Here is a 14,660-nt window from a genome sequence, read left to right as displayed (position 1 = left end):
AAAAATAAGCCGACACTATCCTGCGATGAGGAAGTGTCGGCTTATTGGTCTTGTGCTTCTTACGAGAATTTAGGAAGCCAGTTGCCATGAGCTTCAATGAGCTCGTCGCACATTGAAATAATATCATCAATAGAAAGCTCTGCTGCCGTATGTGGGTCCAGCATTGCTGCGTGATAGATGTGTTCTTTCTTACCCGTAATTGCGGCTTCTATTGTAAGCAATTGCGTATTAATATTCGTCCGGTTCAGTGCAGCTAGCTGCGGTGGAAGGTTGCCGATATAGATTGGGTTAACACCGGAGCGGTCGACTAGACAAGGAACCTCTACACAAGCCTCGCGAGGCAGATTTGAAATCAAGCCGCCCGTATTCATAACATTGCCTCCGATTTTGAAAGGCACATTCGTCTCCATCGCTTCAAAAATGTAAGAAGCATATTCATGAGAGCGTTCATGCACTAGATTAGCATCATTCACTAGCTCGTCGCGCATTTTTCCCCACCTGCTTATTTGTTCTACACAACGGCGTGGATATTCATCCAACGGAATGTTAAAGCGCTCGATAAGCTCTGGATAGTTCCGCTTGATGAAATAGGGATGGTATTCTGCATTGTGCTCGGAGGATTCCGTAATGTAGTAACCGAATTTAAGCATCATTTCATACCGGACCATATCATTATGCTTCTCGCTTTGCTTGGCGGCTGCACGCTTCTTAATTTCCGGATAAAGATCGACGCCATCCTTAGTTACCTCAAGCAGCCAAGCCATATGATTAATACCGGCAATTTTAGCTTGAACACCTTCTGTATCAATCCCCAAATGCTCGAACATGTGAGGTACACAAGCTTGAACGCTATGACATAGGCCAACCGTTTGCACATTGCCGTAAGTGTTCATTACGTTGGTAAGAACAGCCATCGGATTCGTATAGTTGAGGAACAATGCATCTGGGCATACTTCGCGAATGTCAGCGGCAAAATCAAGCATAACCGGAATTGTACGAAGGTTACGGAAAATGCCTCCGATACCAATGGTATCCGCAATCGTTTGTCTTAAGCCGTATTTGGTCGGAATTTCAAAGTCTGTAATCGTACATGGATCATAACCACCCACTTGGATGGCATTGACTACATATTTAGAGCCGCGAAGTGCTTCTTTGCGATCGGAAAATGCTTTAATCACACAAGTACTTCCTGCTGTCTTTTTGATGTTATTCAGCATGTTCTCTGAATCCTTCAGACGAACGGGATCGATATCAAACAACGCAATTTCAAAGCCTTGCAGAGCTGGCGTCATTATTACATCACCAAGTACATTTTTCGCAAATACCGTGCTTCCCGCGCCTAGAAAAGTAATTTTAGACAAGTTCATAACCTCCGAATGTTAAAGTGAATGCCTATCCCCAATGTAATGCAAGCGCACTCAAAAAAGTATGGATTGATTAAGCATCTATATGGACATTTGTAGTTTATTTGATAAAGTAATAGAAAAGACTTCTGAGTAGGTGCCAAAATGCCCAGTGATCATGATTCGTATTTTCTTAACATGAACCCCTCTCCCTCCAATGAGGATATTTCCGTTCTATTTAGTGGCGAGGGTCAGACCGTTCGTTCTCACAAAATGGGCCCTGCCATTCATGACTATTATCTCATTCACACCGTGCTATCCGGAAAAGGGGAATTCACTATACGCAACAAGAGCTATCCATGTGGCCCAGGAGATACGTTTATCATTTTCCCTGGTGAATTATTTTCCTATCAGGCACATGCGCTGGACCCCTGGCATTATGTTTGGGTTGCCTTCGTCGGGTATGGTGCTGCTGCTGCGATGAGTGCCCTTGACGCTTCCCCGGAGCAACCCATCATAAGCGGTAGCTTAAATCCTAGTATTCGTAATTATTATGACCGACTTCACCGTAGCTTTGACTCTGCCACCTTCCCTGAATTATCGAATTTAGAGGCTGGTGGTTGGATTCGTCTATTATTCCAGCAGTTTGGACTAGCACGCAAGAAGCTTGAAGCAGCCAATTCGCCATCCAACACTGCGGTTGATCTTATTATGAAGCAAGCTATCCAGTATCTAACGCTCCAATACACTCAGCAAATCTCCATCGAGCATTTGTCGGGAATGCTTGGCTACCACAGAACTCATCTATGCAAGCTATTCAAACAATCAACCGGATTGTCGCCTATGCAATATTTAATGAGAATTCGTATGAATCGAGCAGAGCTACTCCTTGCCACTCCCATGACGATCGATCAAGTCGCCTCGTCCGTTGGCTTCAGCGATGCGCTCTACTTCTCAAGAAAGTTCCGGAATTGGCGGGGACAATCGCCTAATGAATACAGAAAAACGCTCCGGAATAATCCGAAGCGCTCTCCTGATTCATATGAAGCTTAATCATTTAGGATTATAGATTTGGTCGAATATCGCATTATCGGCAAAATGCTTTTTCTGTGCGGCTGCCCAGCCACCGAAATCACGGATAGTCACCAGTTCAAGCTTAGGGAACTGTTTCTCATATTCCTTAAGCACTTCGGGATCATTAGGACGGTAGTAGTGTTTCCCTACAAGCCTTTGGCCTTCCTTCGTGTATAAGAACCGGAGGTATTCATTTGCTACCTCAGTTGTACCATTCTTATTGGCATTCTTAGTTACCACTGCAACCGAAGGCTCCGCCAATATGCTAAACGAAGGAGTAACAATCTCATAGTCGTAGCCGAATTCCTTCTGAATTAAATGAGCTTCATTCTCCCAAGTTAGCAAGACATCGCCAATTCCGCGTTGTGCGAACGTTGTTGTTGAGCCTCTTGCTCCAGTGTCCAGAACGGGAACGTTCTTATAAAGCTTGGTCACGAAATCTTTTGCCGCTGATTCACTGTTTTTGTTATTCTTCAGCGCATATCCCCATGCCGCTAAATAAGTCCAACGCGGGGCTCCGCCTGTCTTCGGATTCGGAGTGATGACCTGTACCCCGGATTTAACAACATCGTCCCAATCCTTAATCTTCTTCGGATTGCCTTTACGAACTACGAATACAATCGTTGAGGTATAAGGGGAGCTATGGTAAGGGAGCTTATCTTCCCACCGAGCATCCAGTAAGCCTTTATTCTGGATTTCAGTAATATCCAGGGATAGAGCAAGCGTAACAACATCTGCTTTAAGTCCATCGATTACTGAGCGGGCTTGTTTACCCGATCCACCGTGCGATTGCTTAATCTCGACCTTCTGCCCGGTCTTCTTCTGCCAGTAAGTCGCGAACAGCTTGTTGAATTCCTCGTACAGCTCCCGTGTAGGATCATAAGAGACGTTAAGTAATGTTATTTTTTTCTTCTTTGAAGCTGCTTCCACCGTATTGCTCACAGCCGGGTTAACCGAACTAAGAATCAACGCAATTGCGGAAAATAATATAACAGCCACTTTAAAGCTTCTAAAGCTTTTCATTTGCCATTCCCCCAAACTGGTATAATTTAGAATCTCCATCATCATAATACATACTATTCCAAGTTGTAAACTAGTATTTAAAACATTCAGATACTTTTTTTGCGATTGCACAATCTATCCGCTTGTACTTGCATCGATTACGGGCATACCTGAATAGTGTTAAGTGATGTGCGGGTGCCAGTTCGGGTTCGGGTTCGGGTTCGGGTTCGGGTTCGGGTTCGGGTTCGGGTTCGGGTTCGGGTTCGGGTTCGGGTTCGGGTTCGGGTTCGGGTTCGGGTTCGGGTTCGGGTTCGGGTTCCAGTGCGAGCGCGGGGTGCGGGTGCGGTGTTAGTAGCCCTCAGTGCGTTATTTCAACAAATGTGCCTGAGTACTCCCTCCTTAGTAGCCCTCAGTGCGTTATTCGCACGGGGACGGGCTTTTGCGGCTTCCTTAGTAGCCCTCAGTGCGTTATTCGCACGGGGATGGGCTTTTGCGGCTTCCTTAGTAGCCCTCAGTGTGTTATTTGCACGGGGATGGGCTTTTGTGGCTTTCTTAGTAGCCCTCAGTGCGTTATTCGAGCGGGGAGGAGGTTTTGCGGCTTCCTTAGTAGCCCTCAGTGCGTTATTCGCCCGAGAATGAGGTTTTTTGGCTTCCTTAGTAGCTGAAAAAACAAAGAAGCCGCCCATAATCACACTTGGGTCAGCTCCTTCGCAAATCATGACTATAGTTACTATACTAGTAGTTACTACACTAGTTGTTAACCGCACTTTGCGGCGGCTTTTTCTCCGTGCTAATCCAGACTAAGCCTGCTGCCATGCAGACCGTCCCTACTATTTGCCAAATCGTAATGCCTTCATCGAAGAAGACTAGTCCCGCAACGACTGCAGTAGCCGGTACGACGTAACGAAAGAAATTGGAACGGGCCGCACCGATTCTGAACATGCTTGCATTCCACAGAACAAAAGCAATTACGGTGCATACAAGTACATTATAAACAATAGCCATATAATCCCCAGTACCCAGACCACTCCAGTCCACCTTGGACCAGCTTCCTACTGTTAAGGGAAGCATAAACAAGCTACCAAAGAAAATAAACCATGTACTAATCCGCAGCGAAGAATACGTTTTCATTAGTGGCATACATGACAGATTATACAAAGCTCCGACTAGACTTGCACCGAAGGCTAATAGATTACCTGTCATATGCCCAGAGGACAAATCCAAGCCTTCTTCCCCTCCAAGAATAACGAAAGTCACCCCGATAATAGCGGCTACCCCACCGACAGCCAGACGGCGAGTAAACTTCTCCTTCACGAATAAAGGTGCGAATAAAGCTGCAAAAATCGGCCAAGGTGCTACGTTTAACAAGGAGGCATTCGCAAGGGTTGTATATTTGATGGCGTACATAACCGCGATCTCCAGCCCCGTTATGCCAACGAGACCAATTAAAGCGAGCTGAAGAACGACTCTCCAGGGCATGCCCACGCTGCCTTCTTTTATTCTCAGAATCAAGAAAAAGAACGGTACTGCCAATCCAAAGCGTAAAAAAGAAAATAAGATAGGATCGAATGTTTCCATCGCAGAACGAGAAACTCCGAAGTTGGCCCCCCATATAATCGAGACTAAGATTAGGCCTAGATAATAAACCCATTTTTTGTTCATACTTTGCTGTCTTGCTCCATTCTCCCAGATAAACTTATCGCATTAATCCAGCGTATAATTTGCTAAACCTAGCGGTAGTGGTGCAGGTTTCTCACAAGTACTCTTCATCACGTAATGTTTACCTTGATCGGAAGCATCGTGAAAGCCGTGCATGGCTTCAAGCACGTGGTAAGCCAGCTGCCCATTCGCACGGTGCTTCCGGCCTGTCTGAATCGCTTTGGCCATATCGGCTGCTCCGACTCCACGAGCATTTTCATTATAACCATGAGTAAGAGGAATGTCAGACCATTCTTTGGCCCCTGCGCGCCAGAGGCTAATAGGACCTCCAAAGCCGTTAGGGTCAGGAACGATAAGAGTGCCTTCGCTTCCGTATACCTCAATACGAGGCAGCAGAGAATTACCCTTAACGTCAAAGCTAGTCAAAATCGTACCGATTGGACCTGATGCGAAATCGATAACACCAGCAATATGCGTTGGCGTCTCTACTTTAACCTTTTGTCCAAATTTAGGCTGGCTTGTTATTGTCCGTTCCGGAAAGGAAATACGCGCTGAGCCCGTTACCCGGGTCATCGGCCCTAACAAGGCAACAAGAGCGGTCAAATAGTAAGGTCCCATGTCGAACATAGGTCCTCCACCCTTATGATAATAGAACTCGGGTGCAGGATGCCAGCTTTCGTGACCTCCGCATACCATAAATGCAGTCGCTCCAATTGGGGTACCGATCCAATTATCCTCGATCAGCTTAATGGAAGTTTGAATGCCTCCTCCTAAGAAGGTATCAGGTGCACTTCCAACTAGCAAGCCTTTCCTTTGTGCTAGCTCAAGTACCTGCAAGCCTTCCTCACGGGTTACGGTAAACGGTTTTTCCACGTATACGTGCTTGCCCGCCTCCAGCGCTTGCAAACAGACAGAAGCATGTGCCAAAGGAATCGTTAGGTTAATGACCATTTGGATCTCAGGATCTGCAAGAAGCTCCTCTACGGAGCAGCCGCGAAGGCCATACTCGGCTGCTTTAGCCTTCGCCCGATCTACGTCTAAATCTGCACAAGCTACGATTTCCATAGATTCGAACTTGGAGCCATTTTGCATATAAATGCTACTTATATTACCTGTCCCAATAATACCAACCTTAACTTTACTCATGATTGTATCCCATCCCTTTCTGCAGCCCAAATGAATCCCCGTCGCATCAATTCCTTAACGACCGGAATTTCCATAATATCCGCTTGATGTCCAAGCGAATTATAATAAACACGTCCTAGCCCCCAACGCTTCGTCCAGACGACAGGCATATCGACCGTTTTATTCGTACTATGCGGTCCTTGAGCGACTGGGAAACGGGTTGTTGCGAGAACTTCATTAGCTGGGTCCAAATGCAGGTAATATTGCTCAGTAGAAACTGTAAAATCTTCAATGCCTGCTACAAGAACACTTGAGCTGGATTTAATGTTGACGGTATATTCTGTTTTATCGTTCCCCGGGTGAGCGATCCATTGGCCGCCCGTCATGAATTGCCAATCCGTATTTTCACGAAAGGAATCGCACATGCCGCCATGACAGCCAGCAAGCCCAACCCCACTCTGAACTGCAGCGGAAACATTATTAACCCACTCCTGCTCGATTCGCCCCATCGTCCACACTGGCACAATGAGGTCAAGCCCCTTCAGCTTCTCCCCATCAGCGAATGCCTCAAGTGTATCGGACACTTCTACCTCGAAGCCTTCTTGCTCCAATTGTCCACGAAAAATGTCTGCCACCTGCTGAGGCTGATGTCCGTCCCAGCCTCCCCATACGATCAATGCTTTCTTCATAAATTCAGTCCCCTTCTCACTTAACTGCCGCTAGATTGCCTCACCTTAAGCTCCGTTTGCAATTTCTCTTGAATGATGAAGCTCGTATCATCCTTACCTACTAACTGATTTAACAGCTTCTCCGCTGCCAGCTGCCCCATTTCATAGAATGGCACCTTAACCGTCGTAAGCGGAGGCTCCGTTAGACTAGCTGCATCAGAATCATCATAGGCAACGATCCTAAGATCTCTCGGTAATTGGCACCCTTTTGCCCTAAGCCCTTGTATGAGTCCTATCGCCATGCGATCATTGCTCACGAAAACCGCGTCTAATTTATCCAAATCCGCATACACACGATCCGCAGCCTGATTACCACTAGTACGGCTGTAGTTCCCCTCATAAATAATTGTTTTATCATAGTCAATACTTGCATCCTGTAATGCTTTACGATAGCCGAGCATACGATCCGAGCTGTTGGAATACTGCGGAGAGCCGTTCAGAAATCCAATTCTGCGACAGCCCTTGTCTATCAGATGTTTTACAGCTTCGTAGCTTCCTTGCTCATGATCAGCCGCAACGATACTAACCAGAGGGTTATTAAATTGCTGGTCTATGACGCAGAACGGCAATCTCTCCTCCGCAAGTCGACTAATCCCCTCCTGCTCTGTATGAAAAGCGCTAGCTCCAAGCACGATACAAGCATCGACTCGCTGTGTTCGGTATAAAGATACATAGTCGTAGACGGATGCCGGATCTCGGAACAGCAGCAACAAGCCGAAGCCCTTGGAACGAACAGCCTCACCAATGCCGCTTAATAATTCCGAGAAGTAATAGGTGGAAAATAAATGAACCTTAGGCACATGAGGCAGTACAACCCCCAGATTGCCACTCTTCCCCCTGGCGAAATTCGAAGCAATAGCGTTTAGCTTGTAATTCAGCTGAGCGGCTACTTCCAATACCCGATTACGGGTCGATTCCTTCATGGGACCTACCCCATTCAACACACGGGACACGGTTGCTTCCGATACTCCGGCAAGCTTTGCTACTTCCTTACGGTTCGTCAAAGAGTTAAACATCCTGTCTATTTTCATTTAATGTACGCGTGTACATTATTGCATGGTCAATGACTAACGTCAAGATAAAATGCTGCAAAAATACGTTTTGAATCTTGACCTATGCCCACTTAAATGGTAAATTTTAATCATACTATTCTTATTAATTTACTATGAAATAAAAGGGAGCTTGGGCATGACAAGGAAAAGACAGATTAAGCTGTCCGCCTACTTGGTAGGGACAGGAATGCACGTGGCATCATGGCGGCTTCCACAGGCGCAGCCAGACGCGAGCAACGATATTGATTTCTACAAGAAGCTAGTCCAAACCGCTGAACGGGGAAAGTTCGATATTGCTTTTCTTGCGGACAGCTTAGCTATTAACGAGCAGTCCCACCCTAACATCCTAAACCGATTTGAACCTATTACTCTCATCTCGGCATTGGCTGGTGCCTCCTCTAAGATTGGCCTTGTCGCAACAGCCTCCACCTCTTACATTGAACCCTTTAACATGGCGCGCCTATTCATGTCTGCCGATCATATCAGCAAAGGCAGAGTGGGCTGGAACATCGTGACAACGAGAGACCTGTCCGGTAATACGGCTCGCAATTTTAACGCTCAAGAGCATCTTGACCATACCTTCCGCTATCAACGCGCTGAGGAATTTCTCAACGTCGTTCAGGGTCTCTGGGATTCTTGGGAGGATGATGCCTTCACACGGAACAAGGAAACCGGACAATTTTTTGACAAGGATAAAGTTCATCGCGTCAATCATCAAGGTCAATTTTTCTCCGTCGAGGGGCCGCTTAATATCGCTCGTTCTCCACAAGGGCACCCTGTCCTCGTTCAAGCTGGCAATTCAGAATCTGGACAGAACTTCTCAGCAAAGGTCGGAGAGGTTATTTTCTCTATTAAATACACCTTGGAGGACGCTCAGAGCTTCTATAAAACTTATAAAGACAAGATTAGGTCAATAGGAAGAAATCCTGACGAAGTCCATGTCATACAGGGAATTTCCCCCGTTATCGGACGTACTGAGGAAGAAGCTCAGGCGAAGCTTAAGCACCTGGAATCACTCATTACTGAGGAGACAGGTATTGCATTCCTTGCTGACTACTTCAAGAGTGTCGACTTCTCAGGTGCCACTCTGGATACAAGGGCTAAAGACCTCGGCTTAGATACGCTGGAAGAAACCAAATCGGACTATAAGAAGCACCAGCTAGTAATCGCACGGGAAAATCCGAATCTAAGAGAAGTCTATTCCTTACTAACGGGCTCCTTCAGCAGCGATCATTTCGTAGGTACACCAGCTAAGATTGCGGATACTTTAGAAAAATGGTTCAATGAGGGAGGCGCTGATGGCTTCATGCTTATGGCCCCGTCCTTGCCGGATGGCTTGGAGAATTTCGTCGATTTAGTTGTTCCGTTGCTACAAGCGAAAGGTATTTTCCGTGAAGATTACGAAGGAACTACGTTAAGGGATCACCTCGGAATACCGGTTCCTACGAATCGATTCGCTAAAGTTTATGAAACAAATACTCCGAACTAGATATATTATAAGAGCAAAAGAGCTATCTCCCTCAGCCATATTCGTGGTTGTAGAGATAGCTCTTTTTACTTTCGTTAATGACCTATCTTACATCTTACGACTCAACTTTTGCCTCTACGAAGGCTTCCATTAGGAGCTCATAAGACCGGAGTCTCTTAGCCGCATTGCGTACGGTGGAGATAATAATAAATTCATCAACCCCATATTTTCTCTGAGCTTCGAGGAGCTGTTCACGCACCTTTGATTTAGAGCCGTGAACCACATAAGCCTGCTGCGCATCAATCGTAAATTCCTCATCCGCCTGCCTGCCATACTCTTCAGCATGCTCGACGCTTCCAACCGTAATAACGCGTCCACTTTTCAGATGTATTCTTACAATTTGGTATTCATTTGCTAGCTGCTGCGCTTCTTCATCCGTATCTGCCACAATGACCGGAACCGTTAATAAAGCTTGAGGCCGCTCCCCATAGACAGGCTGAAACCCGCTACGATACGTTTCGAAAGCAAGAAGAGCCTCTGATTCGTCATTGTTGATGAATTGCGCGAATACATAGGGTAGCCCCAAGCTAGCGGCTATCTCAGCGCTTGAACGGCTTGCTCCTAGAAAATATACATCCGCTGGACTAGCGGGAAGAGGACTCGCCTTCAGCCCCGTCAATGGATGCTCCGGCGGCAATTGGTTATGCGTGTAGCTAATAAGCTCAACAATTTTCTCAGACAGTGTTGCGTTATCTGTCTTTCCTGCCTGCAAGGCTCTAATAGAATGAGGCAATCCGCCTGGAGCACGACCGATGCCGAGGTCTACTCTAGAAGGGCTAAGGGAAGCCAATACGTTAAAGTTCTCCGCAACCTTATAAGGGCTATAATGCTGAAGCATGACTCCGCCTGAGCCGACGCGTATACGCTCCGTTTTCGCAAGCAAATGAGAGATAAGCACCTCCGGAGACGAGCCTGCCACCAGATCGGAGTCATGATGCTCGGAAACCCAGAAGCGATGGTAGCCCCATTGATCCGCCTTTTGCGCTAGCTCGATCGTGTGTTGAAATGCTTCTGTTGGACTCTCATCCTTGTTTATCAATGTTTGATCGAGAATACTCAGCTTAATTGCCATAGTGGTGTGCCCCCGTTAAGTTGTTTTTATTGAGCCATTCCGGCAATGAGGCGATAGAATCCAAGATCGGCGTATGATCAATTTCTTCTAATCCACTCTTACCGAATCGATTAATTAGAACGGTATCCAGTCCTATTTGAGAGCAGCCTACTACATCATCGTAATAGTTATCACCTACGTAAATACATTGTTGAGCGGTTACGCCTGCTAGCTTAAAGGCATGCTGAAAAATGAGTGCTGACGGCTTCTCGAAGCCTACCTCCGAGGAGATTACCAGCTGGTCAAAATAAGAGGTTAAGCCGTGTTCCTCCAGCAACACTCTAGCGCTTTGATCCCAGTTGCTAATTAACCCGATACGAAGTCCTCTCTTCTTCAGCCGTTCAAGCACATCTATAACAAACGGATACAGCTGCCACCTGTAACGTTGATTTTGCTCAATGTTCTCCAGCCGCTTGTATTGCTCTTGCAGCCTGAAGCTTACTTTCATTCTATAATTCAACACCCCCAAATACCACGGGAAATAATATTCATCGTTGCTGCCCAGAATGCGTGGGTACTCCCTCATAAACTGTTTGTCCGTCAGGTGATAGGCAAGCTCGATTTCCTCAAGAGATCGCTCAATTCCGTTCTCACGAAGGAATGCCTGATATACCGTCTCACGGGGCTTGTAGACCAGAGTATAACCAAGATCAAACCAGATATAGGATTTTATCGTCATGGCTGCTACGTCGAAAAGTGAAGCAAATAATCATCTAATTCAATACGCAACGCACTATTGAACACATTTACAGCTATCGTCTGGCCAGCGAAAGCGGTTAGTGCCACAATTTGCGTCTGACTATAATATTGACTGAGATGAGCAAATAGTGTGTCAGAAACGCTATTCGGGTCTTTTACTAGCTGTCTACCATATAATTCAAGAGCCTGTTCTTCGTCATCTAAAAATAGCTCATCTGGATCTTCTCCTCGATCCGTTAATGATTTCCGAAAGGACGAGGTGTTGAGCACGCTTTTCCCCTCTTGGGAAATGGCGTGGGCAAATACGACTAATGCACGGTTGCTTATAAATTTCAGCAATCCACCGCGCAGTGTGTACCATTCTTCGTAAACCCGGTAGGAGGGGACGTGGTGTAATAATGTTTTAGAGGTATTCGTCACCGTACCCGTAATTCGGTATTGACGCTCATATTCGACTTTAGCCTCTTGAGAGGCATTTTCGTAAATAATCGGTTCAATAATGGCAGACATGAACGATCCTCCTTTAATTCTTTTTAATGGAAACGACTGAAGCGTCAACGCCGCTTGGGCCCTGACACTTCAGTCTGTCTTTCCTACTAACTATTAATGACCATTGAAATCCGGAATGGCTTCGAAGAAGAGACGATCTAGAAGTTCCTTCTCATCCGTTGATGAATCTAGAATTCCTTGAGTCTTCTGCTCTTTAATGAAGAATTCTGCGCTTTGCTTCGCCGCTATAACACCAGGCTTCCAGTGGTAAGAAGCTAGGAGCTTCGAATTGGTCTCGGCATCGGCTGAAACATATTTCTTGTCTGTTTCGATTTTACCAGTTTCTTCTGCATTGTTTCCAACCCATTCTGCAGCTCTCAATAATGCACGAGTAATGGCAGCTGCTTTCTCTGGATCTTTCTTAGTAACTTGACCGCTGATTACGGAGTAGCAGCAATAGCCGGATTTGAACGGCTCATCATGACCATTGCTCAGAAGGCGAATATAATTGCCAGTATCCAACGCTTGTTGTGCAGCTGGATCCCATACGATGAAAGCATCGATCTCACCTTTTTCAGCTGCCGTTGTTAGCTGCTGAGAAGGATAAGCTCTCCAATCTATATCCGTAGATTCGATCCCGTTCTGCTTCAACGTAATCGATAACGTGATTTGCGGGCCGCCGCCGATGACGTCTACGCCGATTTTTTTGCCTTTCAAGTCTTTTACAGAAGTAATACCGCTTGATTTCAGAGCAACCAGTTGGATACATCCAGCATGGAGACCTCCGGTTACTTTAACATCAAGCCCTTGCTCAATCGGCTTGAACCATGCGAAGTTTCCAACTGAACCGTCAACTTTACCGGATGAAATACCCGATTTCAGTGTTTCGAAGTCCATTTGAACAAGCTCGACATCAAGCCCTTCTTCTTTAAAGAAGCCTTTCTCAATCGCAGTGTAGATAGGAGCTTCACAAGTACCGCCAGCGTAAGCAAACGTTACTTTCTTAATCTTCTTCTCCCCTGTTGATGCTTGAGTTGGCGCCGCTGCCTTGTTGCTTTCAGAAGCAGACGGGCTAGGACTAGCATTGTTGTTCTTGCTTCCGCAGCCGCTCATTACGGCAATGGCCATTGTTAAAGCGACCATGGAAAGAACCCATTTTCTTTTGGCTAAATTGTTTTTCATGGCTTTCTTTTTTCCTCCTATGAATGGTAATTTGCGGTTCCCCGCTCTCTAAGTACGGTTACTCTTGCCCCGCTCCGCCTCCTTCCAACGATACGATTCATGCTGGGCTAGCACTTGCAGTGACCACAGCTTTTCGAATGGCTTGCTCCAGATCGTCGATTAAATCCTGAGCATCCTCGATACCAATCGATAATCGAATGAGATCTGGTTTAACTCCAGCTTCAATCTGCTCCTCCGGCGATAGCTGCGCATGCGTCGTGCTTCCAGGATGAATGACAAGCGACTTGGCATCTGCCACATTCGCCAGATGAGAGAACAGCTCCAAGCTATCAATGAAACGGTTTGCCGTCTCCAGCTCCCCCTTCAAGCCAAATGAGAATATTGAGCCTGGGCCCTTCGGAAAATATTTCTCCGATAAGGCTTTATAAGGGTTGCCCTCAATAGTCGGATAGTTCACCCACGCTACATCGGGATGATTAGCGAGATATTCCACAACACGAGCCGTATTGGCTAGGTGCTTCTCCAGTCTCAGAGATAGAGTCTCTAGACCCTGTAGTAGAAGAAAGCTGTTAAACGGACTAATCGCAGCGCCGATATCTCTCAGATATTGGACACGCACCTTAGTAATAAATGCTAATTCCGCGAATTTCTCGACGTATATTAAGCCACCATAGCTTTTGTCAGGCTCTGTGAAACCGGGAAACTTACCATTCGTCCAATCAAACTTGCCACTATCTACAATTAGCCCTCCAATGGAGTTACCGTGTCCGCCAATATATTTGGTTGCAGAATGAACGATAATATCTGCACCGTAATCAAACGGTCGGATCAGGTATGGAGTACCGAAAGTATTGTCTACAATAAGAGGGATGCCGTTCTCATGAGCAATCTCAGCTATTGCCTCAATATCAAGAATGTTCAAGCCCGGATTTCCAATAGATTCAATAAAGATTGCTTTTGTTTTCTCATTAATGGCTTGGCGGAAATTTTCCGGATCATCTGGATTGACGAAACGGGTCGTAATTCCAAGCTTCGGAAGCGTAACATCGAACAAATTATAAGTTCCGCCATACAGAGTGCTTGCCGAAACAATCTCGTCTCCCGCTCCCGCTACATTAAAGATAGAGAAAGTAACTGCAGCCGAGCCTGATGCAACTGCAAGCGCTCCAACTCCCCCCTCCAATGCTGCTATCCGTTGCTCCAACACATCATTGGTCGGATTACCAATTCGCGAATACGTATTACCTGGCTCATCGAAGTTAATAACGGAACGAGCATGCTCCGTGTTCTTAAACACAAAGGAGGTCGTTTGATAGATGGGAACCCCTCTTGCTCCCGTAACTGGATCTGGTTGCTGACCCGCATGCACCTGAAGGGTGTCAAATCTCCATTCTTTCTTTCCCAATGCTCTCAGCTCCTCTTTGATTGTCTAATGTAATAATAAAAAGAGACCGAGTTACCCTTGTGGGGAAATCAGTCTCCAGTCATCTGGTCAACAGGTCTTTTATTCAATTTACAGTAAACTCATCGGATTAATAAGATTATCATATAGCTATAAAGGGCTACTGTCAATTACATTTTTGAGAAAAAATTACTTATCCATTCTATTGACATCTCGTGACAGTCGCGTTAATTTAATCTATACCAATAGGAATTGTTGGTATTTAA

The 14,660-nt window shown here is 46.0% G+C and carries 14 protein-coding genes; 3 read left to right on the top strand and 11 right to left on the bottom strand.

Annotation, left to right across the window (positions count from 1 at the left end):
- Positions 1-59: 59 nt before the first annotated feature.
- On the bottom strand, positions 60-1,361 hold the full coding sequence (melA, locus tag KCTCHS21_RS05205; RefSeq protein ID WP_130605597.1) for an alpha-glucosidase/alpha-galactosidase: 1,302 nt from the start codon (positions 1,359-1,361) through the stop codon (positions 60-62).
- Between the two features lie 147 nt (positions 1,362-1,508).
- Here melA and KCTCHS21_RS05200 point away from each other — a divergent pair, with 147 nt between their 5' ends.
- Entirely contained in the window at positions 1,509-2,396 is an 888-nt protein-coding gene (locus KCTCHS21_RS05200; RefSeq protein WP_130605595.1) for an AraC family transcriptional regulator, read from the top strand.
- Here the strand turns inward: KCTCHS21_RS05200 and KCTCHS21_RS05195 are convergent, their stop codons facing one another.
- Positions 2,397-3,455, bottom strand: coding sequence for a sulfate ABC transporter substrate-binding protein (locus KCTCHS21_RS05195; RefSeq protein ID WP_408621760.1), 1,059 nt, complete (start codon positions 3,453-3,455; stop codon positions 2,397-2,399).
- 151 nt (positions 3,456-3,606) lie between these two features.
- On the opposite strand from KCTCHS21_RS05195, the gene KCTCHS21_RS31455 reads away from it, so the two are divergent.
- Entirely contained in the window at positions 3,607-3,771 is a 165-nt protein-coding gene (locus tag KCTCHS21_RS31455) for a hypothetical protein (protein ID WP_179952659.1), read from the top strand.
- Between the two features lie 398 nt (positions 3,772-4,169).
- On the opposite strand, the gene KCTCHS21_RS05185 is transcribed toward KCTCHS21_RS31455, so the two are convergent.
- From KCTCHS21_RS05185 to KCTCHS21_RS05170, 4 genes are read right to left on the bottom strand one after another with little or no spacing between them, the layout of a single operon-like run.
- Positions 4,170-5,081, bottom strand: a complete 912-nt coding sequence (locus tag KCTCHS21_RS05185) for a DMT family transporter (protein ID WP_130605591.1) — start codon at positions 5,079-5,081, stop codon at positions 4,170-4,172.
- Between the two features lie 42 nt (positions 5,082-5,123).
- The gene (locus KCTCHS21_RS05180) at positions 5,124-6,224 is read right to left on the bottom strand and encodes a Gfo/Idh/MocA family protein (protein ID WP_179952658.1); all 1,101 of its coding nucleotides are present in this window, start codon (positions 6,222-6,224) and stop codon (positions 5,124-5,126) included.
- A complete protein-coding gene (locus KCTCHS21_RS05175; protein ID WP_130605589.1) occupies positions 6,221-6,892 on the bottom strand; it encodes a ThuA domain-containing protein in 672 nt (223 codons plus the stop codon). The genes KCTCHS21_RS05180 and KCTCHS21_RS05175 overlap by 4 nt, the downstream gene beginning before the upstream one ends.
- A 20-nt stretch (positions 6,893-6,912) precedes the next feature.
- Positions 6,913-7,947 (bottom strand): LacI family DNA-binding transcriptional regulator, encoded by a 1,035-nt coding sequence (locus KCTCHS21_RS05170; RefSeq protein WP_130616363.1) that lies wholly within the window; start codon positions 7,945-7,947, stop codon positions 6,913-6,915.
- A gap of 172 nt (positions 7,948-8,119) precedes the next feature.
- On the opposite strand from KCTCHS21_RS05170, the gene KCTCHS21_RS05165 reads away from it, so the two are divergent.
- The gene (locus KCTCHS21_RS05165) at positions 8,120-9,472 is read left to right on the top strand and encodes an LLM class flavin-dependent oxidoreductase (protein WP_130605587.1); all 1,353 of its coding nucleotides are present in this window, start codon (positions 8,120-8,122) and stop codon (positions 9,470-9,472) included.
- A 94-nt stretch (positions 9,473-9,566) separates the two neighbouring features.
- Here the strand turns inward: KCTCHS21_RS05165 and KCTCHS21_RS05160 are convergent, their stop codons facing one another.
- The 5 genes from KCTCHS21_RS05160 to KCTCHS21_RS05140 form a co-directional block, all read right to left on the bottom strand.
- Positions 9,567-10,583 (bottom strand): LLM class flavin-dependent oxidoreductase, encoded by a 1,017-nt coding sequence (locus tag KCTCHS21_RS05160; RefSeq protein WP_130605585.1) that lies wholly within the window; start codon positions 10,581-10,583, stop codon positions 9,567-9,569.
- Positions 10,573-11,301 (bottom strand): HAD family hydrolase, encoded by a 729-nt coding sequence (locus KCTCHS21_RS05155; protein ID WP_130605583.1) that lies wholly within the window; start codon positions 11,299-11,301, stop codon positions 10,573-10,575. Before KCTCHS21_RS05155 ends, KCTCHS21_RS05160 begins: the two co-directional genes overlap by 11 nt.
- Positions 11,302-11,306: 5 nt before the next feature.
- Positions 11,307-11,831 carry a carboxymuconolactone decarboxylase family protein gene (locus KCTCHS21_RS05150; RefSeq protein ID WP_130605581.1) on the bottom strand — a complete coding sequence of 175 codons (525 nt, stop codon included), beginning with the start codon at positions 11,829-11,831 and terminating at the stop codon, positions 11,307-11,309.
- Positions 11,832-11,924: 93 nt separating this feature from the next.
- Positions 11,925-12,992 (bottom strand): ABC transporter substrate-binding protein, encoded by a 1,068-nt coding sequence (locus KCTCHS21_RS05145; protein ID WP_130605579.1) that lies wholly within the window; start codon positions 12,990-12,992, stop codon positions 11,925-11,927.
- 97 nt (positions 12,993-13,089) lie between these two features.
- Positions 13,090-14,397, bottom strand: a complete 1,308-nt coding sequence (locus KCTCHS21_RS05140) for an O-acetylhomoserine aminocarboxypropyltransferase/cysteine synthase family protein (RefSeq protein ID WP_130605577.1) — start codon at positions 14,395-14,397, stop codon at positions 13,090-13,092.
- Positions 14,398-14,660: the final 263 nt, after the last annotated feature.

It is taken from the genome of Cohnella abietis, assembly GCF_004295585.1.
Lineage (GTDB): Bacteria > Bacillota > Bacilli > Paenibacillales > Paenibacillaceae > Cohnella > Cohnella abietis.
Note: the sequence above shows the minus strand (reverse complement) of the source record. Positions and strands in the feature narration are given on the sequence as shown.

Coding starts and splice junctions, on each gene's coding strand:
- KCTCHS21_RS05185 (WP_130605591.1), bottom strand. CDS start 5,081: ATGAACAAAAAATGGGTTTATTATCTAGGCCTAATCTTAGTCTCGATT.
- KCTCHS21_RS05175 (WP_130605589.1), bottom strand. CDS start 6,892: ATGAAGAAAGCATTGATCGTATGGGGAGGCTGGGACGGACATCAGCCT.
- KCTCHS21_RS05170 (WP_130616363.1), bottom strand. CDS start 7,947: ATGTTTAACTCTTTGACGAACCGTAAGGAAGTAGCAAAGCTTGCCGGA.
- KCTCHS21_RS05180 (WP_179952658.1), bottom strand. CDS start 6,224: ATGAGTAAAGTTAAGGTTGGTATTATTGGGACAGGTAATATAAGTAGC.
- KCTCHS21_RS05200 (WP_130605595.1), top strand. CDS start 1,509: ATGCCCAGTGATCATGATTCGTATTTTCTTAACATGAACCCCTCTCCC.
- KCTCHS21_RS05155 (WP_130605583.1), bottom strand. CDS start 11,301: ATGACGATAAAATCCTATATCTGGTTTGATCTTGGTTATACTCTGGTC.
- KCTCHS21_RS05160 (WP_130605585.1), bottom strand. CDS start 10,583: ATGGCAATTAAGCTGAGTATTCTCGATCAAACATTGATAAACAAGGAT.
- KCTCHS21_RS05165 (WP_130605587.1), top strand. CDS start 8,120: ATGACAAGGAAAAGACAGATTAAGCTGTCCGCCTACTTGGTAGGGACA.
- KCTCHS21_RS05145 (WP_130605579.1), bottom strand. CDS start 12,992: ATGAAAAACAATTTAGCCAAAAGAAAATGGGTTCTTTCCATGGTCGCT.
- KCTCHS21_RS31455 (WP_179952659.1), top strand. CDS start 3,607: ATGTGCGGGTGCCAGTTCGGGTTCGGGTTCGGGTTCGGGTTCGGGTTC.
- KCTCHS21_RS05150 (WP_130605581.1), bottom strand. CDS start 11,831: ATGTCTGCCATTATTGAACCGATTATTTACGAAAATGCCTCTCAAGAG.